The sequence below is a fragment of the Halobacillus sp. ABA4_118 genome (assembly GCF_056160205.1).
Genome location: NZ_JBSWWS010000001.1, coordinates 2,173,176 through 2,197,208 on the forward strand (window position 1 = coordinate 2,173,176; position 24,033 = coordinate 2,197,208).

22 protein-coding genes are annotated in these 24,033 nt (G+C 47.9%); 18 read left to right on the top strand and 4 right to left on the bottom strand.

The window, feature by feature from the left end; all coding sequences use genetic code 11:
- The gene (locus tag ACXAGL_RS10755; protein WP_202409778.1) at positions 1-174 is read right to left on the bottom strand and encodes a hypothetical protein; all 174 of its coding nucleotides are present in this window, start codon (positions 172-174) and stop codon (positions 1-3) included.
- Between the two features lie 198 nt (positions 175-372).
- Here ACXAGL_RS10755 and ACXAGL_RS10760 point away from each other — a divergent pair, with 198 nt between their 5' ends.
- On the top strand, positions 373-2,562 hold the full coding sequence (locus tag ACXAGL_RS10760; protein ID WP_474991154.1) for an ATP-dependent helicase: 2,190 nt from the start codon (positions 373-375) through the stop codon (positions 2,560-2,562).
- Positions 2,563-2,698: 136 nt separating this feature from the next.
- Here the strand turns inward: ACXAGL_RS10760 and ACXAGL_RS10765 are convergent, their stop codons facing one another.
- Positions 2,699-3,013, bottom strand: coding sequence for a hypothetical protein (locus tag ACXAGL_RS10765; RefSeq protein WP_474991156.1), 315 nt, complete (start codon positions 3,011-3,013; stop codon positions 2,699-2,701).
- 420 nt (positions 3,014-3,433) lie between these two features.
- Between ACXAGL_RS10765 and ACXAGL_RS10770 the strand changes: the two genes are divergently transcribed.
- The 3 genes from ACXAGL_RS10770 to ACXAGL_RS10780 all read left to right on the top strand — a co-directional run bounded on the left by ACXAGL_RS10770 (position 3,434) and on the right by ACXAGL_RS10780 (position 5,688).
- Positions 3,434-3,817, top strand: a complete 384-nt coding sequence (locus ACXAGL_RS10770; RefSeq protein WP_474967450.1) for a hypothetical protein — start codon at positions 3,434-3,436, stop codon at positions 3,815-3,817.
- Positions 3,818-3,820: 3 nt separating this feature from the next.
- Positions 3,821-4,282 carry a flavodoxin gene (locus ACXAGL_RS10775; protein ID WP_474967451.1) on the top strand — a complete coding sequence of 154 codons (462 nt, stop codon included), beginning with the start codon at positions 3,821-3,823 and terminating at the stop codon, positions 4,280-4,282.
- A gap of 206 nt (positions 4,283-4,488) precedes the next feature.
- Entirely contained in the window at positions 4,489-5,688 is a 1,200-nt protein-coding gene (locus ACXAGL_RS10780; protein WP_474967452.1) for a DUF819 family protein, read from the top strand.
- Positions 5,689-5,838: 150 nt separating this feature from the next.
- On the opposite strand, the gene ACXAGL_RS10785 is transcribed toward ACXAGL_RS10780, so the two are convergent.
- Entirely contained in the window at positions 5,839-7,359 is a 1,521-nt protein-coding gene (locus ACXAGL_RS10785; protein ID WP_474967453.1) for a BCCT family transporter, read from the bottom strand.
- A 175-nt stretch (positions 7,360-7,534) separates the two neighbouring features.
- Positions 7,535-8,872 (bottom strand): sugar porter family MFS transporter, encoded by a 1,338-nt coding sequence (locus ACXAGL_RS10790; RefSeq protein WP_474967454.1) that lies wholly within the window; start codon positions 8,870-8,872, stop codon positions 7,535-7,537.
- 285 nt (positions 8,873-9,157) lie between these two features.
- Between ACXAGL_RS10790 and ACXAGL_RS10795 the strand changes: the two genes are divergently transcribed.
- The 14 genes from ACXAGL_RS10795 (at position 9,158) to ACXAGL_RS10860 (ending at position 23,986) form a co-directional block, all read left to right on the top strand.
- The gene (locus ACXAGL_RS10795; RefSeq protein ID WP_474991158.1) at positions 9,158-10,144 is read left to right on the top strand and encodes a DUF3231 family protein; all 987 of its coding nucleotides are present in this window, start codon (positions 9,158-9,160) and stop codon (positions 10,142-10,144) included.
- 73 nt (positions 10,145-10,217) lie between these two features.
- The gene (locus ACXAGL_RS10800) at positions 10,218-10,682 is read left to right on the top strand and encodes a divergent PAP2 family protein (RefSeq protein WP_027955785.1); all 465 of its coding nucleotides are present in this window, start codon (positions 10,218-10,220) and stop codon (positions 10,680-10,682) included.
- A 30-nt stretch (positions 10,683-10,712) separates the two neighbouring features.
- Complete coding sequence (locus ACXAGL_RS10805) at positions 10,713-10,835, top strand: hypothetical protein (RefSeq protein WP_474967456.1); 123 nt, start codon at positions 10,713-10,715, stop codon at positions 10,833-10,835.
- Positions 10,836-10,919: 84 nt separating this feature from the next.
- The gene (locus tag ACXAGL_RS10810; RefSeq protein ID WP_474991160.1) at positions 10,920-12,107 is read left to right on the top strand and encodes a cation:proton antiporter; all 1,188 of its coding nucleotides are present in this window, start codon (positions 10,920-10,922) and stop codon (positions 12,105-12,107) included.
- Between the two features lie 192 nt (positions 12,108-12,299).
- Positions 12,300-13,136: an amino acid ABC transporter substrate-binding protein gene (locus ACXAGL_RS10815; RefSeq protein ID WP_474967458.1), complete on the top strand. Its 837-nt coding sequence runs from the start codon at positions 12,300-12,302 to the stop codon at positions 13,134-13,136.
- The gene (locus ACXAGL_RS10820) at positions 13,123-13,824 is read left to right on the top strand and encodes an amino acid ABC transporter permease (protein ID WP_027955788.1); all 702 of its coding nucleotides are present in this window, start codon (positions 13,123-13,125) and stop codon (positions 13,822-13,824) included. The genes ACXAGL_RS10815 and ACXAGL_RS10820 overlap by 14 nt, the downstream gene beginning before the upstream one ends.
- A gap of 12 nt (positions 13,825-13,836) precedes the next feature.
- Positions 13,837-14,574 carry an amino acid ABC transporter ATP-binding protein gene (locus tag ACXAGL_RS10825; protein ID WP_474991162.1) on the top strand — a complete coding sequence of 246 codons (738 nt, stop codon included), beginning with the start codon at positions 13,837-13,839 and terminating at the stop codon, positions 14,572-14,574.
- 248 nt (positions 14,575-14,822) lie between these two features.
- Positions 14,823-16,271 (top strand): protein adenylyltransferase SelO, encoded by a 1,449-nt coding sequence (locus tag ACXAGL_RS10830; protein WP_474991164.1) that lies wholly within the window; start codon positions 14,823-14,825, stop codon positions 16,269-16,271.
- A gap of 101 nt (positions 16,272-16,372) precedes the next feature.
- Positions 16,373-17,215 carry a cupin domain-containing protein gene (locus tag ACXAGL_RS10835; protein ID WP_474991166.1) on the top strand — a complete coding sequence of 281 codons (843 nt, stop codon included), beginning with the start codon at positions 16,373-16,375 and terminating at the stop codon, positions 17,213-17,215.
- A gap of 70 nt (positions 17,216-17,285) precedes the next feature.
- On the top strand, positions 17,286-17,465 hold the full coding sequence (locus ACXAGL_RS10840; RefSeq protein WP_474967461.1) for a hypothetical protein: 180 nt from the start codon (positions 17,286-17,288) through the stop codon (positions 17,463-17,465).
- 186 nt (positions 17,466-17,651) lie between these two features.
- A complete protein-coding gene (locus tag ACXAGL_RS10845; protein ID WP_474970346.1) occupies positions 17,652-19,172 on the top strand; it encodes an alkaline phosphatase in 1,521 nt (506 codons plus the stop codon).
- Between the two features lie 27 nt (positions 19,173-19,199).
- A complete protein-coding gene (locus tag ACXAGL_RS10850) occupies positions 19,200-19,805 on the top strand; it encodes a sortase (protein ID WP_474967462.1) in 606 nt (201 codons plus the stop codon).
- A gap of 219 nt (positions 19,806-20,024) precedes the next feature.
- The gene (locus tag ACXAGL_RS10855; RefSeq protein WP_474991168.1) at positions 20,025-23,120 is read left to right on the top strand and encodes an N-acetyltransferase family protein; all 3,096 of its coding nucleotides are present in this window, start codon (positions 20,025-20,027) and stop codon (positions 23,118-23,120) included.
- On the top strand, positions 23,117-23,986 hold the full coding sequence (locus tag ACXAGL_RS10860) for an amidohydrolase family protein (RefSeq protein WP_474991170.1): 870 nt from the start codon (positions 23,117-23,119) through the stop codon (positions 23,984-23,986). The genes ACXAGL_RS10855 and ACXAGL_RS10860 overlap by 4 nt, the downstream gene beginning before the upstream one ends.
- Positions 23,987-24,033 lie beyond the last annotated feature (47 nt).

The window sequence follows — 24,033 nt, forward strand, 5'->3', positions numbered from 1 at the left end:
TTAGTTATCTTGTTTTGCTTTTTTGGATTTGCGGGCTTTTTTCGCTTCTTTCTGATGAGCTTCATTCGCAGCAGCACTGCCGAACTCCTCAGAAAACTCTACATCGGCCTGTTTTGGAGCAAACCCTTTTTGGTTCTTCTGCTCTGCTTGGTTTTTCTTTGTTTTCTTCGCCATCGTTCTCCACCTCCTTGTCCCTGATAGTATGTTTCTTCTTCGGTCATCTCATGTAAAAAGAGGGAAGAAAATCATCTGGAATCGATTGGGTGAAGGAGGTATAATGGAACAACAATGATGATGGAAAATGTAGATGGAAAAGGGGCGCGGGCCTTTTTCCATCTATTTTTTCTTTCCTGAACAGAAAGGGACGAACATATGGATTTCTTCACAAACATGGAACAACACACGGGAGTAAAACTGAACGATGTCCAGAAGCAGGCGGTTCTTCACACAGACGGCCCACTGCTCCTGCTGGCATCACCGGGATCCGGGAAGACGACGACACTGAATATGAAAATCGGCTACCTGCTTCTTGAGAAAAAGGTGAAGCCGGAGCGGATCATGGCGATTACTTTCAGTAAAGCATCGGCCCGGGACATGTCCGATCGTTTTGACCGGTTTTTTTCTTCCCTCACGAATGAAAAGGTGCACTTCTCAACGATTCACAGCTTCGCCTTTCAAGTGGTCCGGGAGACGCTGCAGAAAAGAGGAGAATCCTTCCAGCTGATCGAGGGGAATGTCAGTGATGAAGAACTGAAAAAGGGTTTCCATGGACCGGATGTACCGCTCCACAAAAAGTTTATTTTGAAAAGGATTTATGAGGATATCCATCAGAAACAGATGTCCGAGGATGAGATGGATGAACTGATGACTTACATCAGCTTCGTGAAAAACCGGATGCTGGCAGGGAAAGAGCTGGAGAAGGTTTCGTGTCAGGTGAAGCGGGCGGCTGATATGTATAAAGAGTACGAGCGGTTTAAAAAACAGCAGGTTTCTGATCGGCTTCTGCTCGATTTTGACGATATGCTTACGTACGCCCATCAGTTTCTTTTAGAAGATGCAGAACTGCTGGGCCGTTATCAGAGCCGCTTTGAATATGTGCTGACCGATGAAAGTCAGGATAACAGTGTGGTCCAGCATGAAATCGTGGAGCTTCTGGCGCGTCCGCACAACAACTTATGTGTTGTGGCGGATGATGATCAGTCGATTTTCATGTGGCGGGGATCCGACGTAACGAAGCTGCTTCAATTCGAGAAGGTTTATGAGGATGCTGCCGTGATGACGATGTCGCAGAACTACCGGTCATCGAAGGAAATTGTGGAAGCGTCCAATCAGTTTATTAAACGGAACAAAAACCGCTATCCGAAGCAGATGTTTACGGAAAATCCGTCCAACGCCCCCATCCAGATGCAGACGTTCAGCAATTATGATCAGCAGCTGACCTATGTCGCGGAAGCTGTGAAAGCAGCCTCACCGGGGGAGGAAACGGCTGTTTTATACCGGAACAATTCATCAGCGGTTCCACTGGCAGACAAGCTTGATAAGGCCGGTATCGATTTTTATATGAAGGATATTGATGCCAAGTTTTTCAAGCACTGGATCGTTGAAGATATATTGAACTTCATGCGCTTCAGCTATAATGATCAGCGGGTGGATATCCTGGAGCGGATTCATACGAAATTCAACGGCTATATCACGAAAAAGCAGATCGCTTTTTTGAAGAGAACACACCTCTCAACCTCTATTTTTGATGTGTTGAGAGAAGAGGATATCCCTTCGTATCAAGACAAAAATCTCGCTCAGGCGAAAAAGAGGTTCCATGAAATGAACACCATGGAGCCCGGCAAGGCCATTCGTATGATCCGGGATAAGCTCGGTTATGACAAGGCGGTCACGAAAATGTGTGAGAACTTCGGCTTCAATGCGGAGCATCTATTCGGCATTCTGGACACCCTTGAGGAAATTGCCCACGGTCTCGGTTCATTAAAGGGCTTTGCAGACAGATTGAAACACCTTGAACAGCTGATTCAGACGTCGAAGTACAACAAAAATAAAGCTCCCCTGACTCTGACGACCTTCCACAGTGCTAAAGGGCTGGAATACGACAATGTCTATATGATTGACCTTATTAACGGGGTGGTGCCCTCCAAGGATGACATGGAGCGGTATCGAAGTGAAGACCGCGCGCCGATGGAGGAAGCGGTCCGGTTGTTTTATGTCGGCATGACGCGGGCACGCTCTCATCTTGAACTCCTTTCCTACAACTATAAAGGCAGTGAGCGGGTTACAGAGTCCATTTTTCTTATGAATGTCCGCCGCATTATCCAGCCGGAAGTGGAGAAGAAGAAAAAGGCTCCGGTCCGTCCGGCTGTCGACTTATCAGATGAATCGCTGCTAAAGGAAGGGGAGATGGAGCTTGGGTTGAAGGTGTCCCACCGGAAATTCGGAGCGGGCATCATTTCCGAATATGGCGGGGATCAGATCGGAATCCAGTTTGAGGAGCATGGATATAAGGAGCTGCTGCTGGCGTTCTGTCTGGAAAACGGATTGTTGAAAAAAGCGTAGAGACCGGCGGTTCCGGAGATCCAGAAGGCCGATCTCCTCTTGCCTGCATAATAATTATTCAAAAAAACTGCCGGGGATGATCCCAGCGGTCTGAAGAGGATACCCGTCAAAGGGTATCCTCTTTTTTGAAATTTCTTCATAATCCATTCAATCCTAAGAAAAGTGGACCGATAGTCATGAGCAGGGATACAACCGTAAGGGTGATCAAGGCACCGCGTGGAAGCTTCCGTCTTTCTTTTCCTTTGTACCATCCACTGAATTGAAGGTAATTCCTATATATAATAAATAAAAAGACCCATACGCCGGCTGCTCCAACCACTCTGTATGGATCATGAACGTCGACAGCTTCGTAAAGCGGTCCAAGCACGGTAGACCAGAGTACTGCTCCAATGAATGGAAGCAGCAGGAGAATACGGAGAAGTTCAAGGAGGATCCATGCTGTTGGTTTCACAGAGATCCCTCCTTTTTTATGACAGTGTAGTCTATTTTGAAGATGTTGGAAAGAGTCAAGCGGCCCGTCCGGGTTAATGGGGGGATCGCGTTGCGGAAAGCTGAATGACAGAGGGGATGGGAGGAAAACAAAGTGGATTCTCGGCAATCAGCTGTGTCATAAACGGGCGATCGCTGCGGATGTAGACAAGGAGAATGATATTTAAATAGCAGAAGCTCATCCGCGGGCGGCTATAATAAGCAGACGGAAGAGAAAAAGCAGGCGCTCAGTAAAAAAGCGTCATTCTTTAAAAAACAGCTCCAGGACGGACACTTTCATACGGAATAAACGTCCAGGGGGACTGTGCGTTTTATTTTTTATTGACAATGATAATCGTTATCAATTATGATATAGGTGTGAATCAGGAAGGGAGAGAAGACAATGCAGGAATGCTTATTTGTTGTCAAATCCTTTACGTACGAAAAAGGAAGTCGTCAATGCTCGTGTCATCAAACAATCCGGTTTGATAAGGGAGATCGTTTACATATTGTTCAAAATCCATACGCTGTGGCCAACCGTGGCTGGTATGTGCTCGTGCGGAAAAATGAGGAGGGCGCTTTTCCAATGTCCGCCCAGTTTGTCCAGGACCTTTATGACCGCCGTGCAGTTTCTACGAAAATGGATATCCAGCTTGCTCTCAACTATCACACGTATAAAATCAATCAGGCGTTGGAATGGAAAGATGAGGAGAGTTTCCGGACACATGCACGTCTCCACGCCCGGCTTTCCGGTTACCTTGAAGACAGCCTCGTAAAGGGTGTGTAACCTATGGCACGCATTTTCATTGGCTTTGCCAGCATGTCCGGGAATACGGAGGAAATGGCGGACTTGATCAAGGAGCGTCTCGAAGGAGATCATGACATCCACTTGGAAGAAATAGAAGAAATCGAGCCTGATTTTCTCGCCGGTTTCGATGCGGTCCTTTTAGGATCCTATACGTGGAATGATGGAGATCTGCCTTATGAAGTGGAAGATTTCTACGAAGACCTGGAAGACATCGATCTGACGGGTAAAGGTATTGCAGTATTCGGATCAGGGGATACCTCCTACCCGCAGTTCTGTGAAGCAGTGAACCTTTTTGAAGACAGGTTAACGGCTGTCGGTGGAGAGCGGATGTCGGAAGGATGGAAAGTAGATATGCATCCCGATAAGGAAGAAGACTTGACACGTCTGCAGGTTTTTACAGACGAAATCATCGAACATCTGGGACGATTAATACAATTGAAATAAATTTTTCAACAGTGGCTTTTTACAGGGGAGCGTTTACATGCGCGCCCCCGTAGGGAGCCTCTTTTTTATGGGTTGGATTGGAAAAATAATAGCAGTACTTTTTTATTTCTCAAGCGGTTTTCCTGTGCTATACTCCCTCAATGTGGCTTTTATAAACCATAAATTGTTTGATAATTCAAAGGATTACGTAGAAAAGGAGTATCATCATGATTTTCACACAAGCCCTTATCCAAGAGCCTATGGCGGTCTTCGCCTATTTAATAGCTATCGTCGGCATTGTTTTCATGTTAGCGACAGTTGACTATGCACCACTGAAAAAATTCTTCGGCTATCTGCCGCCGTTGATCTGGATGTATTTTCTTCCGATGTTGTCGACGACATTCGGCATCATCCCGCAGAGTTCTGACCTTTACAGCTTTTTAAGTACTTATATGCTTCCGGCAGGTCTGCTGCTTCTAATGATCAGTACGAACGTTCCGGCCACTTTGAAACTCGGCGGAAAAGCGGTCCTCGTTTTCCTGGCAGGAACTCTCGGAGTCGTCGTCGGCGGCCCGGTTGCTTTCGCCCTGTTCCAAGGTGTGCTTCCTGATGAAGCCTGGCGCGGAGTCGGAGCGCTTGCCGGAAGCTGGATCGGTGGTACCGGAAACATGGGTGCCATGATAGAAGCCTTCAAGACCCCGGATGATATTTTAAGTCCGATTATTCTGACCGATACACTCGTTGGAATCGGCTGGATGGGTGTCATGATCTCCCTGGCCAACTTCCAGGATCGATTCAATAAGTGGAACAAGGCAGATAACTCTACAATTAAAAAAATCAACGAAGATATTGCTACCGACGTGGCACGCAACGCTAAACCGCTGGAGCTGCCCCAGTTGTTTGCGATTCTGGCGGTCGGTTTTGCCGGTTCATACTTGATCCGTTTGTTTGCTGATTTGTCATTCATCCCGAAATCTGATGTGATGAGCACATCGACTTGGACATTCCTGCTTGTTACCGCTGTTGGTATCCTGCTTTCCTTTACGAAGGTGAGGAAGCTTGAATACTATGGTGCTAGCAAAATTGGGTATATGGGAATTTATCTGTTCCTTACCGGAATAGGGGCTCAAGCGAATCTTGCAGATATTGTTCAAGCTCCTGAATTTCTCTTAATGGGAATGGTGTGGCTTTCTATTCACATACTCTTTATTTTCACTGCTGCCCGTCTGCTTCGTGCTCCATTGTTCTTCGTCGCTGTCGGATCACAGGGGAATATTGGCGGGACAAGTTCTGCGCCGATTGTAGCGTCCGTATTCCAGCCGGCTCTTGCGCCAGTCGGCCTTCTCATGGGGATTCTCGGAAACGTCGTCGGCATGTACGCCGCTCTCCTATGCGGCCAGCTCGCCCGGATGATTGCCGGGGGCTAAATAAAAGACCCGCCTCATCTGCATTTGCAGGAGAGGCGGGTTTTTATTATAGAAGAGACAGTAGGTTTGGACTGGATATAGAAAAGAGAGGCATGAGATTGGTAAACGTCGATACAAATAAAGAAGCTGCCTAATGGCAGCTTCTTTTCGTTAAGCAGACTTTTGATCTTGTTCTTCTTCGGAGTCCGATCCAGCCGCTTCATTAAACTCTTCTCTGAACGACTTGAGCAGACTGACGATCATCAACAGCAGTATAATGGTTAACGGGAACCCGCTGATGATCGCTGCGGCCTGTAGACCATCAAGTCCTCCAGCCCCCATTAAGATCATGGCGATCGCTGTCAGGATAATACCCCAGCTCAATTTCATAAAGAATGGAGGGTTCAAGCTTCCGCGGGACGTCTGCATTGCAAGGACGAATGTGGCGGAGTCCCCGGATGTGATGAAGAACGTCATAATCAGGATAACGGCTACAAAGGAAAGCAGACCGCTGAATGGAAGCTGGTCAAAGACATAGAACAAGGAAGATTCCATGGACTGACCGGCTACGTTGACGCCTTCCACAAAGTCGAAGTAGATGCCGGCTCCACCGAACACGCCGAACCAAAGGGTACAGACAAGAGCAGGGGCAATAACAACCGCCACAATAAATTCACGTACAGTACGTCCTTTGGATACACGGGCAATGAAGGAACTCACAAATGGCGTCCAGGAAATCCACCAGGCCCAGTAGAAAATCGTCCAGTCTTTTACCCACTGGTTGTTTTCTGCATCAAACGGGCTGAAGCGCATCCCCATCTGAACGAAGTTCTGCATGTAGTTTCCAAGGGTTGTGGAATACGTTTCCAATACAAATCCTGTAGGTCCGAGCAGCAGGAAAGCTGCAAATAATACGACAGTCAGAATCAAGTTGATGTTACTGATGTATTTGATGCCTTTAGAAAGGCCGGAAGCTGCTGAGTAGATAAACAGCACGGCTGTTATTCCCATAATGATAAGCTGGACGCCGTAGTTGTTCGGCACGCCCCATAGATACGCAAGGCCGCTGTTGATCTGCTGGGCACCTACGCCAAGTGAGATGGCGACACCAAAGATGGTAGCGAAAACAGCGATGATATCGACGATATAACCGGCGACACCGTTCATGCGGTTACCGAAGAGTGGCGTAAGGGTAGCACTCATCAGACCCGGCTTATCTTTTTTAAATTTAAAGTAGGCAAGCACGAGGGATACAATCGCATAAATGACCCAGGCGTGCAGGCCGTAATGCAGATAGCTGATTTCAAGACCGAGTTTAGCTGATTCGATCGTCTGTGCATCTCCCACGGGCGGGTTGGCATAGTGGGTGACCGGTTCTGTCAATCCGTAGAACAGCAGGGTAATTCCCATACCTGCACTGAACAGCATCGCAAACCAGGTCGGAGTAGTATACTCGGGTTTATCATCTTTTTTACCAAGTTTGATTTTCCCGTATTTACTGAAGGCAATGATGAAGGCAATAATGAGCATGAAGGTGACGGCGAATTGATAGAACCAGCCAAAACGGTCAAGGATTCCATTCCGAATCGTCATCATCGTATTTAATAGGTGATCAGGGAAAATCGCTCCCCAGCTTACAAACACAATTCCTATTGCTAAAGCAATCCAATACATGGGTGAAAGTTTATTCACGTTATTCCTCCTGAAATGTTTATCTCGTTCGTATAGTTCGTTCAGAAAAAACTTTATAAAAAGTGCATAAACAGAATTATATACGACGCCGAACATAAAATCCAGAAGTTCTAAAAAAGAAGAAATATTCGTAATATTAAAACTCCCTGCCTCAAGGCAGGGAGTTTTAGAAGATTCAGCTGGTGCTTCCCCGTAGATCATTTTCGATTTCTTCAAGGCTTCGTCCTTTCGTTTCCGGTACATACGTATAAACGAATAGGAACGCGAGTATACCGATGACTGCGAATAGAACGAATACCCACGCGGTTCCGATAGCGCCGAGTAGAATCGGGAAGAAGAGGGAGACGACCAGGTTGGCGGCGGACAGCAGCAGTGTCGTAAAGCCTGTGGCAGCCCCTCTCGCTTTAGTCGGAAACAACTCCGGCAGCATGACCCAGACGACAGGTCCCCATGTAGCGGAGAAGAAGATGATGAACAAGCCAAGAAAAACGACTGTCAGCCAGGCAACAGCTGTGGTAAGTTCGGCTGTAAATAAGATGGCAGCCAGAACGGCAAGACTTGTGACCATCCCGGCGTTCCCGATCAGCAGCAGCTTTTTCCTTCCGAGTTTATCGATCGTTGCAATAGCCACGAGTGTCATCAGTACGTTCAGTACTCCAATCCCAACGGTTCCAAGAATGGAAGCAGAATCGGCCAGTCCTGCTTCTGTAAAGATGGTAGGAGCATAATAGATGACCGCATTTATCCCGATCAGCTGCTGGAATATAGCAATTCCGCTTCCGACAAGAAGCATGGGACGGACCCATTTAGCTTTCAGGACATCCCAGGTGCCTTCTTTTTCCGCTTCGATTTTCTTCATCTGTTCCATTTCTTTCTCAATTTCTTTCTCGTCTCTTGTCAATCCCATCACTTTGCGCGCTTCTTTCTCCCGATTTTGTTTAAGGAGCCATTTCGGACTTTCCGGCATAAACATGACGCCTACAGCAAGAACGACGGCAGGAACCGCAGCAAGACCGAGCATCCAGCGCCAGCCTTCAACAGGTGCGAAGGCATAGTTCACAAGATAGGCAAGGACAATCCCGATGGTAATCATTAACTGGTTCAATGACCCCAGCGCACCACGAGAATCCGTCGGCGCCATTTCCGATAGATAAACCGGTACAATGGCCGTTGACCCGCCGACTGCCAGTCCCAGGATGACCCGACCTGTGACGAGCATGGGAACGTTCGGTGCAAATGCAAGGACAAAAGACCCGGCTATGTAGATCAAAGCGATCGTAAACACCACTTTTCTTCGTCCGAACCGGTCGGAAACGTAGCCGCTCAAACCTGCACCAACAATAGCCCCGACGAGGAGAGAACTGACGACAAGCCCTTCCAGGAAGTCTGTCAGTGGGATATCATCACTGATGAATAAGAGGGCTCCGGAAATGACACCGGTATCATACCCATATAATAATCCGCCAAGGGCACCGAAAAAGAAAATCCACCCTTTGCTTATTGAACGATTCATAACATGACCACCTTTTTTTAATCTGCTAAATGGGTTCTACCACGAAATCCTTTGTTAAAAACAACAACTCCTTCCTGATTTTTCATGATACCGATTTCATATTCCTCTGGTATGGGGATTTTGGATCAGTGAAAAATATTGATGCTTTTCTTCTGACAACAGTGGATAGAGGTGGGTTTCGTCTTTTCAGCAGGTTGCAGGATGAAAAACGGGATTTAGCTCAGACTAAAACAAAAGCACGTGGATACAGAAGTTTTTAGTGCAATCCAAATTGGAGGAGTCAGTATGGCGGACAATTCTCAACTTTCTTCTGCCGAAATCGGGACGTTATGGATGACCTACCAGCAAAAGACCATGATTCTCAGGATGCTGGACTATTTTATAGAAAAAGCGGATGACCGGGAAGCGGAAAAGATTATGGTCTATCTGCAGAAGGACATTGAACCCTATGCGGAGAAGATAGAAAGAATATTTGAAAAGCATGGCCTTGAAGTGCCGGTTGGATTTACGAAGGACGATGTGACAAAAGAGGTTCCAAAACTCTACGATAATGGTTTTGATATCATGTTCGTCCGGCTTGTGAAAGAAATCAGTATGGGGATGCATACGCTGAACCTGACGATGTCTTATCAGAAGGATATTATTGAAATGTATCGTGAACTAACCTACCTTACACAAAAATATTATGAAAAGTGCACCCAGTATCTGCTTAAAAAAGGACTTCTTCCACATGCTCCTTATGTCTCCATCCAAAAGCCGGTGGAGCATGTACACGATAAGGACTACCTGAAATTGTTCAAGCCGATCCAAGGGAGACGAGCGTTGAATACAGTGGAAATGACCCATATCCATCACGCAATTGAGTCCAATATCATCGGTATGCAGATGATTTACGGTTTTTCACAGGTGGCCAAAGAACCTGAAACGAGAAAATATTTCCATGAAGGCGGAAATCTGGCTAAAGGGATTGTAAAGCAGCTGACCACAATCATGTTTGAAAATGACACGCCTGCTCCGATGACCTCGGGCGGCAATGTCACCCAGTCTCATCTCTCTCCATTTTCAGATAAAATGATGCTGTATTGTGTCAGTCTGTTCTGCAGCTTCTCATTAGGAGGGAATTCGCTGGGAACAGCTTTCAGTCTCCGGAATGACCTGCCGGCGAAACTTTCCTTATTTATGAAGGATATTTTTGAATATGCCCATAAAGGGGCAAAATTGATGATTAAACACGGTTGGATGGAAGAGCCTCCCCAGACAGAAAAACATTAATCATCTTCCTGATTGAATAAAGAGACTTTTAAACGGGAAGGTACATGGTAGTCTGAATGGGAGGGTGTAAACCATGAACAAAATGAACCGAGGAATAGTTACAGCACTGTCAGCGATCGGAATCGCACAGGCATTGAAAATTGTCACCCATAAACGAGTGCATGGGGTGTGGGACGTGAAACAGGTGGCGACCACCGGCGGAATGCCAAGCTCCCATTCTGCAGGTGTAGCCGCGCTTGCCTCCTATATTGCAGCGAATAAAGGGTCTCGTCATACAGAAACCGCCCTGGCTGTTATTTTTGGTGTCATCGTGATGTATGATGCACAGGGCATCCGCAGACATACGGGAGAAATCGCCCAGCTGGTCAACGACCTTGAAGATAACGTCGCTCAAATATCCGGTGATTTTCCCAGCCTTGAATTTGTAGAGCGTGAAAAAGAATTGAAAGAACTGCTTGGACATCAGCCTGTTGAAGTCCTGGGAGGAGCCCTTTTAGGTATTGCGCTCGGTTATGCTTCCGCACGCGTGGAAGGATAAGCGTCACCCTCATGTAAGGAGGTGGAGCTTATGGGAAAAACAGCAGGTCGGCGTTCAAGGACGAACGTGGATGAAGTGAAGCGCTTGAATGCGTTGTCCGGCTTTTCGTACAACCAGGTCAAAGCACAGCTGGCAAAAAAACAGAAGTCATAAATAATGGGAAGACCCGGCATATAGCCGGGTTTTTCATGTTTAGGAACATCGGAAAATGGAGAGATGAAAAAAAGGGGGGATCCTATGTCCATCAATCAAACGATTCTGCTGTTATTGATCGGTTATCTTATCTTCACCCTGGACAAAAAGCAGGAAAACCTTCCTGTTCCCATGATCCTGGTGTTTATTGGGGTCGGTTTGTCGTTTCTTCCCTACTTTTCAACCATTGAGGTAACAGAGCATCTGATTTATCATGTATTTCTTCCCGCTCTGTTATTTGTATCTGCGTACCGCTTCCCTCCGGAGGGATTCAAAAGAAACAGCCCGTTGATTATCTTTCTGGCTTCCATCGGCATCATAGGAACTGTGGGTATTCTGGGGGCTGCGATTTATGCGGTGACCGGTCCATTCCTTTCCCTGTCCCTGACAGGGGCGATGTTGATGGCGGCTGTTCTGACTCCGACAGACCCGGTTTCTGTCGTGTCGATCTTGAAGAACTCGACGAGTGATGACAAGATGGCGGATGTTGTGGAAGGAGAGTCCCTTTTAAATGACGGAACCAGCATTGTCATTTTTTCTGTTCTGATGGGGATGTATACAGGGAAGTCCGATGTCTCCCTGCTGTCCTTTTTTGGTGAGTTCGTACTCGTTTCCTTCGGGGGGATCGCTCTCGGAGTGGCCTTTGGCTGGTTGATCAGTAAAGGGGTCCATTACACGCACAACCGTGAATACCAGGTTATGCTTAGCATCGTCCTGGCCTACGGGATTTTTAACCTGGCTGAATATCTCGAAGTTTCCGGTGTGCTTGCAGTCGTATCCGCTGGTCTGATGCTGTCTTTTGAATACGGAAGAACGATTAAGGAAGAGCACTTTAAAGAAACCCTTGACGGTTTCTGGGGAGTTGTAGAAACGTCGGCCCTTTCTTTATTGTTCCTGTTGATTGGGATTGAAGCCGCAGGGTATCTCGTTTCGACGCTTTGGGGACTGGCCGCTGTCGTTTTTCTTCTGTCCATAGTCGTTCGGTTCATCGTCATTGCCGGTTCTACGCAGCTGTTCCCCAACTGGCGGAGGAAAATCAGCTGGCGCGAGTCTGCGCTTTTGACATGGGCTGGTTTAAAGGGAACGATGTCTATTTTTCTCATTTTATCATTTGAAGCCGAAGTGGGCGGAGGAGGTGCCTTTACAGCGCTTGCCTTCGCTGTTGTGATCATCTCGCTTATCCTTCAGAGCGCAGGTGTTGCACCGATTTCAAAAAAACTATTGAAAGCATAAACAGAGCGGGGTCCCATGAGGATCCCGCTCTGTTTATGCTTTAGGAACAAGACTGTATGCTGGTTAATTTACGGCATTTGGAAAAGGATAAAAGAAAGAGTTCAATCGATTGACATCGACATATCATCTGAATTATGATACCTAAGTCATTAAAACTTATAAATTTACTTGGTATTACGGAGGGAAAATAAAATGAAAAAATTAACATGGTTATTATCGATCGGTTTTCTTGCCCTTGTTCTGGCTGCCTGCGGAACAAGTGGGGAGGAAAGCCAAAATACATCGGAAGGGGGAGAATCCTCTGAAACAGAAGGGAACGGAGAGGAAAACCTTTTGAAAGAAATCCAGGATAATGGGGAACTCGTCATTGGAACAGAAGGAACCTATCGTCCGTATACGTTCCATGATGATAATGATGAATTGACCGGTTTTGATGTAGAAATCGCCAGGGAAGTCGCAGACCGTCTCGGAGTAGAAGCGGTATTCAATGAGACGAAATGGGATTCCATGTTTGCTGGCCTGAATGCGGGACGTTTTGATATGGTAGCCAACCAAGTCGGAATCAGGGAAGATCGTCAGGAGAAGTATGATTTCTCCAATCCTTACATCCAGACATCAGCGGTCGTGGTGACCAACGAAGCCAATGACTCCATTCAATCCTTTGAAGATTTGGAAGGCGTCAATACAGCTCAGTCTCTGACGAGTAACTACCGTGATATCGCAGAAGCCAACAACGCAGAAATTACAGGGGTGGAAGGCTTTAACGAATCCATGCAGATGATTGCGAGCAACCGCATTGAAGCAACAGTCAATGACCGTCTGTCTGTTCTGGACTATATGCAGCAGCGCCCGGAGGCTCCGGTGAAAATTGCCGCTCGTGCGGATGAAGCTTCTGAAAGCGGTCTGTTGTTCAGAAAAGGAAATGAGGAACTTGTGGAAGCTGTCAATGAAGCCTTAAAAGAAATGAAGGAAGACGGCACATACCTCGAAATTTCCGAGAAGTGGTTTGGTGAAGATGTATCTAAGTAATCTATTCACCAACCCTGACATGCAGGAAAAATACCTGGACATTTTTACAAGCTCTTTTCTCCCTTTGGTGAAAGGGGCTTTATATTATACAATTCCTTTGACGCTGATCACATTCGCTATTGGGATCGTGCTCGCTGTCATCACAGCATTGATGCGTTTGTCGAACGTGAAGTTTTTCCGGGGCGTGGCCCGCGCTTATGTTTCCATCATTCGCGGCACCCCGCTTCTCGTGCAGTTATTCATAATCTTTTTCGGTCTACCATCTCTTGGCGTGACCATCAGTCCTTTTTATTCAGCGATTATCGGTTTCTCCCTGAACATGGGGGCGTATAACTCTGAAATTATTAGAGCAGCTATTCTATCCATCCCGAAAGGACAGTGGGAAGCCTCCGAGTCTATCGGGATGACAACCGCACAGGCGTTGAAGCGTGTCATTCTGCCTCAGGCGACAAGGGTGTCCATCCCACCGCTTTCCAACTCGTTTATCAGTCTGATCAAGGATACGTCGCTCGCTTCAACCATTACGTACACGGAAATGTTCCGGAAATCTCAGGAAATTGCTGCTCAAAATTACGAATTTCTACTCGTTTATTCCGAAGCAGCCCTCATCTACTGGATGATCTGTGTGGCTCTGTCGTTTGTTCAGGACCGGGTTGAAAATCGAATGGAAAGATATGTCGCAAAGTAGGAGGCTGATACAATGATAAAAGTAAATCAACTGAATAAATATTTCGGTGACCTTCATGTGCTGAAAGACATTGATATGAACGTGAACCGCGGGGAAGTGGTCGTTGTTATCGGACCTTCAGGGTCAGGGAAGACGACGCTGCTTCGTTCATTGAACATATTGGAGACCCCGGAATCGGGTGAAATCACCATTGGGGAACGCTCCCTTGATTTCAGCCGTCCCCAGAAGAAAAAGCAGCTGGTGGAATTCAGGAAGCAGACCGGAATGGTGTTCCAAAACCATAATCTTTTCCCTCATTTAACCGCTGTCCAGAATGTGATGGAAGGCCCTGTAACGGTTCAGAAGACGCCTAAAACAGAAGCGAAGAAAAAAGCGGCTGATATTTTGAACAAGGTGGGATTGGGGGACAAACTGGATGTGTATCCCCACCAGCTTTCCGGGGGGCAGCAGCAGCGTGTCGGCATCGCCCGCGCTCTGGCGACAGGTGTAGAGGTCATCTTGTTTGATGAGCCGACATCTGCTCTTGACCCTGAACTTGTGGCGGACGTTCTTGACGTCATGAAAGAACTGGCGGAAGAAGGGATGACGATGGTCGTCGTCACCCACGAAATGAAGTTCGCCGAAGAAGTAGCGGACCGCGTTATTTTCATGGATCAAGGAACCATTGTGGAAGAGGGGACCCCGGATGAGGTGTTCCATTCTACCAAGGAACCCAGGACCAAGCAGTTTCTTCAGCGGATCGGGCAATAAACAGGAACCCGGCTTCTTCAGAAGAGACGCGGACTGTCGAGAAGATTCTCGGCAGTCTTTTTTTTTGATGCTGTAAAATGGATGTGCAGCATGCTCTGATCAATCCTCATTTGGCCAAGTCAAAGGATAGGTCCGTTCCCCTGCCACAGCACCAGAGGAGTGTGACCGTCCACATGCAGGATCTTAAGCATCGAGGGGAAAATTATGTTAGGGTTAACGATAACACTACTATGAATGAAGGAGATTCCATGACACAGACAGGATGGAACTTAAAGCACAGCTATCAACTGCTTCCGGAACATTTTTATGCCAAAGTGGAACCGACACCAGTCAAAAATCCGGCCTGCGTCGTTTTTAACGATGATCTGGCCGCAGAACTCGGCCTCCCGGATGATTCCAAACAACACCCGGAACTATGGAGTGGAAATGAGCTTCCAGACGGAGCTGACCCGATTGCCCAGGCCTATGCCGGTCACCAATTCGGTCAATTTACGATGCTTGGGGACGGCCGGGCCGTCCTTCTTGGTGAACAGGTCACGAATAAGGGAAGACGATTTGATATCCAATTGAAGGGAGCCGGACGCACCCCGTTTTCAAGACGTGGCGATGGTCGTGCAGGACTCGCCCCGATGCTGCGGGAATACATGATCAGTGAATCCATGTATGGACTCGGTATTCCGACGAATCGGACTCTGGCTGTTACGACAACCGGAGAACATATCCAAAGGGAAATTGAAATTCCAGGAGCGGTTTTAACCCGCGTCTCCAGCAGCCACCTACGCGTGGGCACGTTCCAATATGCCGCCGGCCTTGGTGATGTGGACGCCCTTCGACTGTTGGCCGATTACGCCATCCAGCGCCACTATCCTGAAGTGGCAGGAGAAGAAAACAGGTATGCCGCTTTTTATGAGAAGGTCGTGGAAAAACAGGCGGCGCTGATTGCCCAATGGCAGCTGACAGGCTTCATCCACGGGGTGATGAATACCGATAACATGGCGATCAGCGGGGAGACATTTGATTACGGACCTTGTGCCTTTATGGACGTGTATCACCCGGAAACAGTATTCAGTTCCATCGATACTCAGGGACGGTATGCCTATCAAAACCAGCCGCCTATCGCTCAGTGGAACCTTGCCCGTCTGGCTGAAGCCTTGATACCGATTCTTGATGACGAAGAAGAAGCCGCTGTCGAAACGGCTCAGGAAATCCTCAGCCGCTATGGCTCCTATTTCCAAACACACTGGGTCAACGGGATGAGGGATAAGCTCGGATTCTTAAGTGAGGAAAGCCAGGATCGAGCCTTGATGGATGATCTTCTGGATATCATGAAAAAGCAGGAATCGGACTATACGAACACCTTCAGAGCGTTGACGCTTGATCGACCGGAAGAGCTGCCGATGTATCATTCCGTCGCTTTTTCAAGCTGGTATGATCAATGGAAAAAACGTCTCGAACGACAGGAGCAGCCGCTGCACCTCGCTTTTGAAACAATGAAGAAGGCCAATCCTGCCATCATTCCCAGGAACCATAGAGTAGAAGAGGCGTTGGAAGCAGTCATTCAAGAGGATGACTATTCGGTGATGCATCAGCTGATGGAACAACTGAAAAACCCTTACGCCTATTCCGATGCGCAGGAGGAGTACGCCCAGCCTCCAGAGCCGTCGGATCAGCCGTACCGCACGTATTGCGGCACATAAAGAAAACCGGTCTCTTCTTTGAGACCGGTTTTTTAATGGATGTACGTTCCTGCCCCTCTCTGCATAAGATAAGGCGAGATTGTAAGGAAGGGAAGATCCATGTGTATCCATACCCACCTATGAACAGGCAGGAGACGGCTGGAGATATTCTGCAGAACAGCATCGCTTCCAAAGCGGCCGCCGCCCATTTTTATCAGCGCCTTTTTTCGTATGCTCCTGCTGCTGACCAATCCGTCATCAGGCAGGCTTTTGAAAAAGAATCAGCTGTCTTGAATGAGCAGACCGTCCTTTATAGACAGATGACAGGAAGGCAGCCTTCTCTCAAGGCCGTACCGCCAGCTTTCACTACGTATCAGGATGGACTGCAGAAAGCATATGAAATGAAGCTCAATCACTATAATTATGATCAGCAGGCGTTCAGGGCACTGCAGGGCACCCCATGTGAACCGTGTCTTCAGCGTGCCTGTCAAAGTAATGCCGACGAAGCAGGCCGGTGGTACAGATTGTTGACCCGTCAGGAAGAAACAGGAACGACTGTGGACTTCGGCGGCCAGCCTTATGTGCTGGATATCGAAAAAGCGACCGTTCAAAACGATACGTTCCGCACAGCCATCTGGACGGGAGACGATCTTCAGGTCACTTTAATGAGCATCGGTGTCGGAGATGATATCGGCCTTGAGATTCATCCGGATGTTGATCAGTTTCTCCGTCTGGAGCAGGGACGTGGGAAAGTACAAATCGGACCTGAAAAAGACCAGCTTACATTTGAACGGGAAGTTTCGGATGACTATGCAATTATGATTCCAGCAGGAATGTGGCATAACGTAACAAATACCGGGGACGTTCCTATGAAGCTGTATTCCATCTACGCTCCTCCAGAGCATCCATTCGGCACGGTCCATAAGACAAAAGCGGATGCGTTGGCTGCGGAGGCTGAAGAATAAAGGTTTGTCGCGAGAAAGCTTGAGGTTCGATTCCCCTTTTGTAATAATTGAAATAAACAGGGGGGATAACATGAAGCTCTCGTATTTTTTACTGCTGATTATTTTCATGATGCAGGGGATGGCCCTTGTGAATGTCACCCTTTTTGAAAACAACTGGAACGGTGTGATGCTCTGGATCAATACATGTCTTTTTATCATTGCAACCGCTTTAACGGTGAAACCAGCAGATTCCAGTCATGAAGACCATTAAAAGGTACGTTTCCCCTTATGGGAACGTACTTTTTTTATGCGGAAGTAGGGGGATGGATTCCGGGTACACTATATAAGGATTTACATAATTATTACGTGGAATTAACTCATTCTTACCATTACTTATTCTGTCATTAACATAAGGCTACTAGTATGAACCATGTAATCACATGAACGGAGGGAAATTATTTTGAACAAACAGCTTGCAAAGAAAGTATTGTCTGTGACCGCCTTGTCCTGCCTGTTTTTTGGAACGGCTGATTCCCCATCATACATAAGTGCTGAAGATCACAACGAAGAAGTGAAGAACGTCATATTCATGGTTGGTGACGGGATGGGGCCTGCCTATACGACCGGGTACCGTTACTTTAAAGATGATCCGGACACCAAGGACATGGAGCCGACGGCTTTTGATCCCTATCTTGTTGGGATGCAGTCGGTCTATTCCCATGATCCTTATCACGATGGCGGCGAAGAGGATGAAAAGGAGAATATTCCGGATTCCGCAGCGACGGCTACCTCCATGTCTTCCGGGGTGAAAACGTACAACGGAGCCATTGCCAAAGATCTGGAGAAGGATGATACGAAGACAGTGCTGGAGGCGGCCAAGGAAAAGGGGATGTCCACAGGTCTTGTTGCTACCTCCCAAATCAATCATGCCACACCTGCTGCTTACGGAACACACGATGAGTCCCGCCAGAATTATAATGACATTGCTGATGATTACTTCGACGATCAGATTGACGGAGCTCATAAGGTTGATGTCCTTCTCGGTGGTGGAACGGATTATTTTATTCGTGATGACCGTGACCTGACTAAGGAATTTCAGGAAGACGGCTATGATTATGTGACGACGGCCGAGGAGATGGCGGATTCTGAAGCAGAGCAAGTGCTTGGCCTTTTTGCTCCTGTCGGATTGGATAAGGCTATCGACCGTCCGGAAGAGCAGCCTTCTCTCGCTGATATGACAGAAACTGCTCTTGATAAGTTGAAAAACAATGAAGAAGGCTTCTTCCTTATGGTGGAAGGAAGCCAGATTGACTGGGCCGGACATGACAATGATGTCGTAGCTGCCATGAGTGAAATGGAAGATTTCGAAGGAGCTTTCGAGAAAGTGATGGCTTTTGCTGAAGAGGATGAAGAAACACTGGTTGTTACAACTGCGGACCATTCTACAGGAGGTTTTTCCCTTGGAGAAGGTGGTCCTTATAAATGGGATCCCGATGTCATCCATGCCGCTTCCCATACGCCTGATTATATGGCCGGACAGATTGTGGAAGAGGGGGCTGACGTAGAGGAAACCTTGACGGAGTCTATCGATTTCGAATTAACAGAAGAAGAGATCATGTCCGTTCAGGATGCTGTAAATAATGGAGACGATGAGGAAAAAATGGTAGATGTGGATAATGCGATTGAGGACATCTTCAACAAGCGGTCCGGTACAGGATGGACAACCGACGGACATACAGGTGTGGATGTTCCGGTATATGCCTATGGTCCGGCCTCGGATCGCTTCTCTGGATTTATTGACAATACGGACAATGCTAAAATCATTTTTGAACTGCTGAATGGTGCGGAAGAGGAAGAAGAAGGTGCACCTCTGGCTGATACAGCCACCTCCTATCCGTTGGGGCTGCTGGCCGGCGCAGCTGTCGCCGGGGCCGCAGGTGTCATTCTTTTCTTTAGAAGGAAACAGCTGAAAGTGTAACAAACTGCGGGATAAAGGAGAGGTCCGATGATTCAAAAGCTGAGCGTTGCCTTATTGCTGCTGGGATTGGTGCTGGTATTTTGGAATGGCTTCCAATGGTGGTCGGAAAGTCGTGTCGCTGTTTATGATGCAGAGATGCAGGATGTTTCATATTCTCCGGAGAGCGGACCATCTCCATCCGAAGATTTCGTCGCTGCAGAAACCGTCGGAAGCTATCAAGAAGGCGGGGAAATCGGAGAGCTTACGATTCCTAAACTCGGAAGGCGTTATCCTGTGTTTTTCGGGACAGGGGACAGCACATTGAAAGAAGGCGTCGGCCTGTATGATACGTCGTATACGACTCTTCCGTCTGAAAAGGGACATACTGCGCTTGCTGGCCACAGAGAAACGGTCTTCCGCGGCCTCGACGGTCTTGTTCCTGGGGACTTCCTTTACCTTACAGAAGGAGGCTATGAATACGAGTACCAGATTAACCGGATCTGGGTGACGGATGAACAAGATACGTCTGTCATCGTGAAAAAAGACTCTCCCACATTAACTTTGACGACGTGCTATCCTTTTGACTTCATCGGCTCAGCTCCTGAACGTTTTATCGTGCAGGCTGAGTTTGTAAAAAGACACGAACTGCCTTAAGCTTAGCGCTGCCTCTTTCCATTGGGAAGAGGCTTTTCTTTTTGTTAACCTTTCTGAATATTCTTTACTCCGTGCGTGGAAAACCATACACTAAAAGAGATCGTGATTTCTTACATAACTGAAAGGCTGATGCGTATGAGGAACACTCTCACTCCCTTTGACAAGGAAGGTAAATCGTCTCTATTGTCTTGAATCAATCATGAACTGGAGGAGTCGGTATTGAAGACTTTAGGTGATCTAACCATTGTTGAATATCATGATGGGTTGGCGGAAAGTACAGCTGAGATGTGGAACGAAAGCCGTGGAGAATGGGGAGGAGACCTGGTCGTCACAACGGCGGAGGATGTAAAGGAAAAGGAAAACGCCTCTACGAACCTGAATCTGTTCCTCGCGCTCGACGGCGGTAAAGTCGTCGGTTACTGTGGCCTGTCGGAGTACAGGGAAGATCAGGAAGCTTTATATATCCCGCTGTTGAACGTTCATCCGGATTATCATGGAAGAAAGATCGGGCGCAAGCTCTTGAGGAAGGCGATCGATCAAACGGTTGCCTATGGATGGCCGCGGCTGGACTTGTTTACATGGCCGGGCAACACTAAGGCGGTCCCTCTCTATAAAAAATGCGGATTTTTCTGGGAGGAGCGGGATGATACGACTCACTTGATGAACTTCATTCCACAGGTGCTGCAAATGGAGGTCCTCCGTCCATTCTTTCAGGATCATGACTGGTACAGCACCAGCCAGCGCCCGATTGAAGTAAAGCCGGATGGACAGCAGGCTGGAAAGCATACCGTTTATGAATATAAATGGCAGGCACCGGACGGCCGTTTTGTCAGGGTCCAGTTTGAACGGACAGGCCGAGGCATTCATTTGATTGAAACAGATGATTTCTCCATACAGATGGATCTTCCTGACTTTAAACTACGGGAAAATGAAACCTACGCTACCTACATTCATGTCGTCAACAAACAGGCAGCCCCAGCCACGTTCCATTTGGAAGGGGTGTCATCAGAACTCGTGGACCATCGCCTCCCGATGATCACTACGGTGGAGAAGGAAGTAACGGTGAACGGGGATGTCGAGGTGACGGTTCCGGAACAGAAGCCGAGTCCTTGGAAAACCCACCCTGTAGTTGAAACAACCGTCCACATAAACGGCTGGTCCGTTCCATTGAAAATGGGCGTGTATCCAATCAAAGCAGGAGACGTCACGGTACGAACTGTCCAGCCCAGCTGGAGACCGGGACAGGAGGGTTCGTTGTATCTGGATATGGAAAGTCACCTGGAGAAGCCTTCAGTATGGACGGTTCGTCTTCCGGATCAAGACGTGCTGGAGTGGCACCCACCCAGCATACAGGTGGATATAGACGGCGGTGCCCGTGTTTCCGTCCCTGTTCCGATCACCCTTCGGAAAAACGGATTTTTGAAGGAAGAGATTTCAGTTGCCGTCGAAGAAGAGGGCAGGTCTTCCTTTGAATTCACCGCCAGCCTTTCCTACGCTTTTCCGGGCCATGGAGCTAAATTCGGAGGAGAAACAGAAACGAAGTGGTTTGGTTTTAACGGCCCGTACTATGCAGAAATGGAGAAACGGAACCAGTTTATCGAAGTCGGATCGATTCGGTCCGACGAAGATCCTGTGAAGCTGATGACTCCTCACCTGGGAAGACCCTTCAGTCAGGAATTTTCAAAAAAAGAAGCGTCCACGGTGGAATTCATCGAACTCCCGGAAGCTTTTGTTTTGAAAACGACACTTGAATCCGAAGCGTTTACAGGCCTTCTGCTCAACACGTATATCAAAATTTTTGGCGATGGTGTGGTGGAGGTCCATCACGAAATCATCAACCAGGGACCGGCGAAGGAAAGCGTTCACCTGCAGATTCCGGTTTACCCGATGTACAAGCAGCTGGTCATTCCGTATAGAGACGGAGTCATTGTGAATAGGGAAGCATCGATTCCTTTTACCGAATACCTGCGAGATGAAGAGATATCGGAACCATGGCTGTTTTCAAAAAATTCCTGTGGAGACACGAAAGCCCTCGCTTGGCCGGAGGAAGCCAGAGGAAGAGGAGACGACTGGCGTTTTGCCATCGTGTATGAATCAGGTGAACTGGAGGAACAGGAAAAACGCAGCCTGGGCCCGATAAAAGTCGGCTTCAATGCTACAGCCGGCTGGAAAGACTGGCGTTCCCTTGTCAGAGGTGAAGACGGGAAACACTTGAAGGAATACCCGCTGTTCGCGCTGGAAGCAGCCGGGCAGCGTTTTATATCCCGCGCAGGAGAACGAGTCCCCTACACCTTCCGCTCCCTGCTGACTCCGTATCTTCACGGCTCATTAACGATTCGTCAAGACGGAGAAACGTATCGGGAGGAAACCACAGTTGAACAAAAGCGTACGAAAATGGAAATCATGATGGAGCATTCGTCCCCAGGGATTCATTCGATCCATGGCCGCTTCCGCTCCAAAGGACAAGCAGCTGCTCTCCACACCTGCCAGCTTGTAACAGGGGAAAAGCCAGTAGAAGTCACCAGCCGCAGCGGTGTGTGGACCGTGGAAAATGATGGATTATCCTTCCATGCTTCCGCCTCCTATTTTCCCGGCATATACTCGTTGGTGTATGAGGGTCAGGAAATGCTTCACCATCAATACCCGGAGGCGGGACCGAAAAGCTGGTGGAATCCATGGGGCGGTGGGCTGCGTTTTGCGCTCCCGGAAGTGAGTGCTTATTCCATGATGAAAGAAGATACCCGCATATCACGGACAGACCGGACGGATTCACTCGGCCATACGTGGAGCGGCCTGTTATTATCTACAACCCTGCAGGAACATGAAAGGATGAGAGGACTGACCCTCCGTCAGTATGTCCTTACCCTTCCAGGTGTGCCTGTCCTGGTGGTCTTCGCTGAGATTGTCCCACCTGTGCATCGCACGTTTTATGAAGAGAGGGTGAATCTTGAGACTTTCCTCAAGCCCGGAAAGGAACTGGACGGCTGTTATTTGAAATTCCCGGGAAGCGGGGTTTTCCATACGTATTACGCCGGTGTAGAAGAATATGAATTGGAAAATACATCAGCTGTGTGGATCGGTTCTGATGAACACGAGAAGAAGATGACGTTTCTTCATCCACAAGCGAGTAAAGAAGCGGGCAGCTACGTGAATCAGGATGTGATGTACCTGGAGTCTGTACAGAACTGGAGTGCCGCAGATGGAAGGGGTTTCCAGACTTCTCCTGCTTTTCTGTACGGCGGGGGTGAAGAAAATACTCAGGCCCATCACTTGTTTTATGGACTGGCGTTTCCAGAAAAGGATTCTCCCTCGTGAAAATCATTGATGCGCATATTCATTTTTCCAATATTGGAAGCTTTAAAGAAACAGCTGAAAAGCTCTCACACGTTCATTATTGTGCAGGTGGATTGGAAAAGGAGATGAAAGACAACCGCATTGAAGCCTGTATCGGAATGGGAGTGACAGAAACGGAGCGCGAGGAATTCCCTGCCCGTCATGCATCGACACCGATGCTCCTGGATTTAGAAGAACCCCCGGGTCAAGTGGCGGTCTGCCCCGGAGTTAATCCTTGGAAACTCGATGGATCAGGGCTTGATGCCCTTGAAAAAGAACTGCAGAAACCTGAATCGGTGGGGGTGAAAATCTATTTAGGCTACTACCCCTTTTATGCCTGTGATGCGGTTTATCAACCGGTGTATGATCTGGCTGCAGCTTACCGAGTTCCTGTTGTCCTGCATACCGGCGATACGTATTCCGAGCGTGGATTGTTGAAATATTCCCATCCGCTTACCCTTGATGAAGCGGCAGTCATGAGAAGAGATGTCCAGTTTATGATGGCTCATCTTGGGGATCCATGGGTGTTGACGGGAGCAGAAGTGGTCTATAAAAATCCGAATATGTACGCAGATCTTTCCGGGTGGATCGTCGGAGCCGGAGGGGAAGTGGAAGAAAAAAGACGGGGCAGGCATTTTGATCACATCCGTCATGCGCTCACTTATTGTGAACACTATGAAAAGCTTTTGTTTGGGTCTGATTGGCCGCTTGTGCCGATCGGGGATTATGCGGCATGCATTGGGGATTTGATCCCCTCCCGTCATATGGAAGATGTCTTTTACCGTAATGCGCTGCGGTTATTTCCGAAGCTTCGGGCTTTCATTGAAAATGGAACAAGCGGACGGTGAATCCACCGTCCGTTTTTTTCGGATGGAATTAGGATTTCTATGCTACT

What these genes read in the sequence shown, in the direction of transcription:
- ACXAGL_RS10840 (WP_474967461.1), top strand. Translation starts at nt 17,286, where the DNA reads ATGAAGCTCTCGTATTTTTTACTGCTGATTATTTTCATGATGCAGGGG.
- ACXAGL_RS10760 (WP_474991154.1), top strand. Translation starts at nt 373, where the DNA reads ATGGATTTCTTCACAAACATGGAACAACACACGGGAGTAAAACTGAAC.
- ACXAGL_RS10805 (WP_474967456.1), top strand. Translation starts at nt 10,713, where the DNA reads ATGGGAAAAACAGCAGGTCGGCGTTCAAGGACGAACGTGGATGAAGTG.
- ACXAGL_RS10800 (WP_027955785.1), top strand. Translation starts at nt 10,218, where the DNA reads ATGAACAAAATGAACCGAGGAATAGTTACAGCACTGTCAGCGATCGGA.
- ACXAGL_RS10850 (WP_474967462.1), top strand. Translation starts at nt 19,200, where the DNA reads ATGATTCAAAAGCTGAGCGTTGCCTTATTGCTGCTGGGATTGGTGCTG.
- ACXAGL_RS10790 (WP_474967454.1), bottom strand. Translation starts at nt 8,872, where the DNA reads ATGAATCGTTCAATAAGCAAAGGGTGGATTTTCTTTTTCGGTGCCCTT.
- ACXAGL_RS10780 (WP_474967452.1), top strand. Translation starts at nt 4,489, where the DNA reads ATGATTTTCACACAAGCCCTTATCCAAGAGCCTATGGCGGTCTTCGCC.
- ACXAGL_RS10795 (WP_474991158.1), top strand. Translation starts at nt 9,158, where the DNA reads ATGGCGGACAATTCTCAACTTTCTTCTGCCGAAATCGGGACGTTATGG.
- ACXAGL_RS10755 (WP_202409778.1), bottom strand. Translation starts at nt 174, where the DNA reads ATGGCGAAGAAAACAAAGAAAAACCAAGCAGAGCAGAAGAACCAAAAA.
- ACXAGL_RS10770 (WP_474967450.1), top strand. Translation starts at nt 3,434, where the DNA reads ATGCAGGAATGCTTATTTGTTGTCAAATCCTTTACGTACGAAAAAGGA.
- ACXAGL_RS10825 (WP_474991162.1), top strand. Translation starts at nt 13,837, where the DNA reads ATGATAAAAGTAAATCAACTGAATAAATATTTCGGTGACCTTCATGTG.
- ACXAGL_RS10830 (WP_474991164.1), top strand. Translation starts at nt 14,823, where the DNA reads ATGACACAGACAGGATGGAACTTAAAGCACAGCTATCAACTGCTTCCG.
- ACXAGL_RS10775 (WP_474967451.1), top strand. Translation starts at nt 3,821, where the DNA reads ATGGCACGCATTTTCATTGGCTTTGCCAGCATGTCCGGGAATACGGAG.
- ACXAGL_RS10820 (WP_027955788.1), top strand. Translation starts at nt 13,123, where the DNA reads ATGTATCTAAGTAATCTATTCACCAACCCTGACATGCAGGAAAAATAC.
- ACXAGL_RS10815 (WP_474967458.1), top strand. Translation starts at nt 12,300, where the DNA reads ATGAAAAAATTAACATGGTTATTATCGATCGGTTTTCTTGCCCTTGTT.
- ACXAGL_RS10810 (WP_474991160.1), top strand. Translation starts at nt 10,920, where the DNA reads ATGTCCATCAATCAAACGATTCTGCTGTTATTGATCGGTTATCTTATC.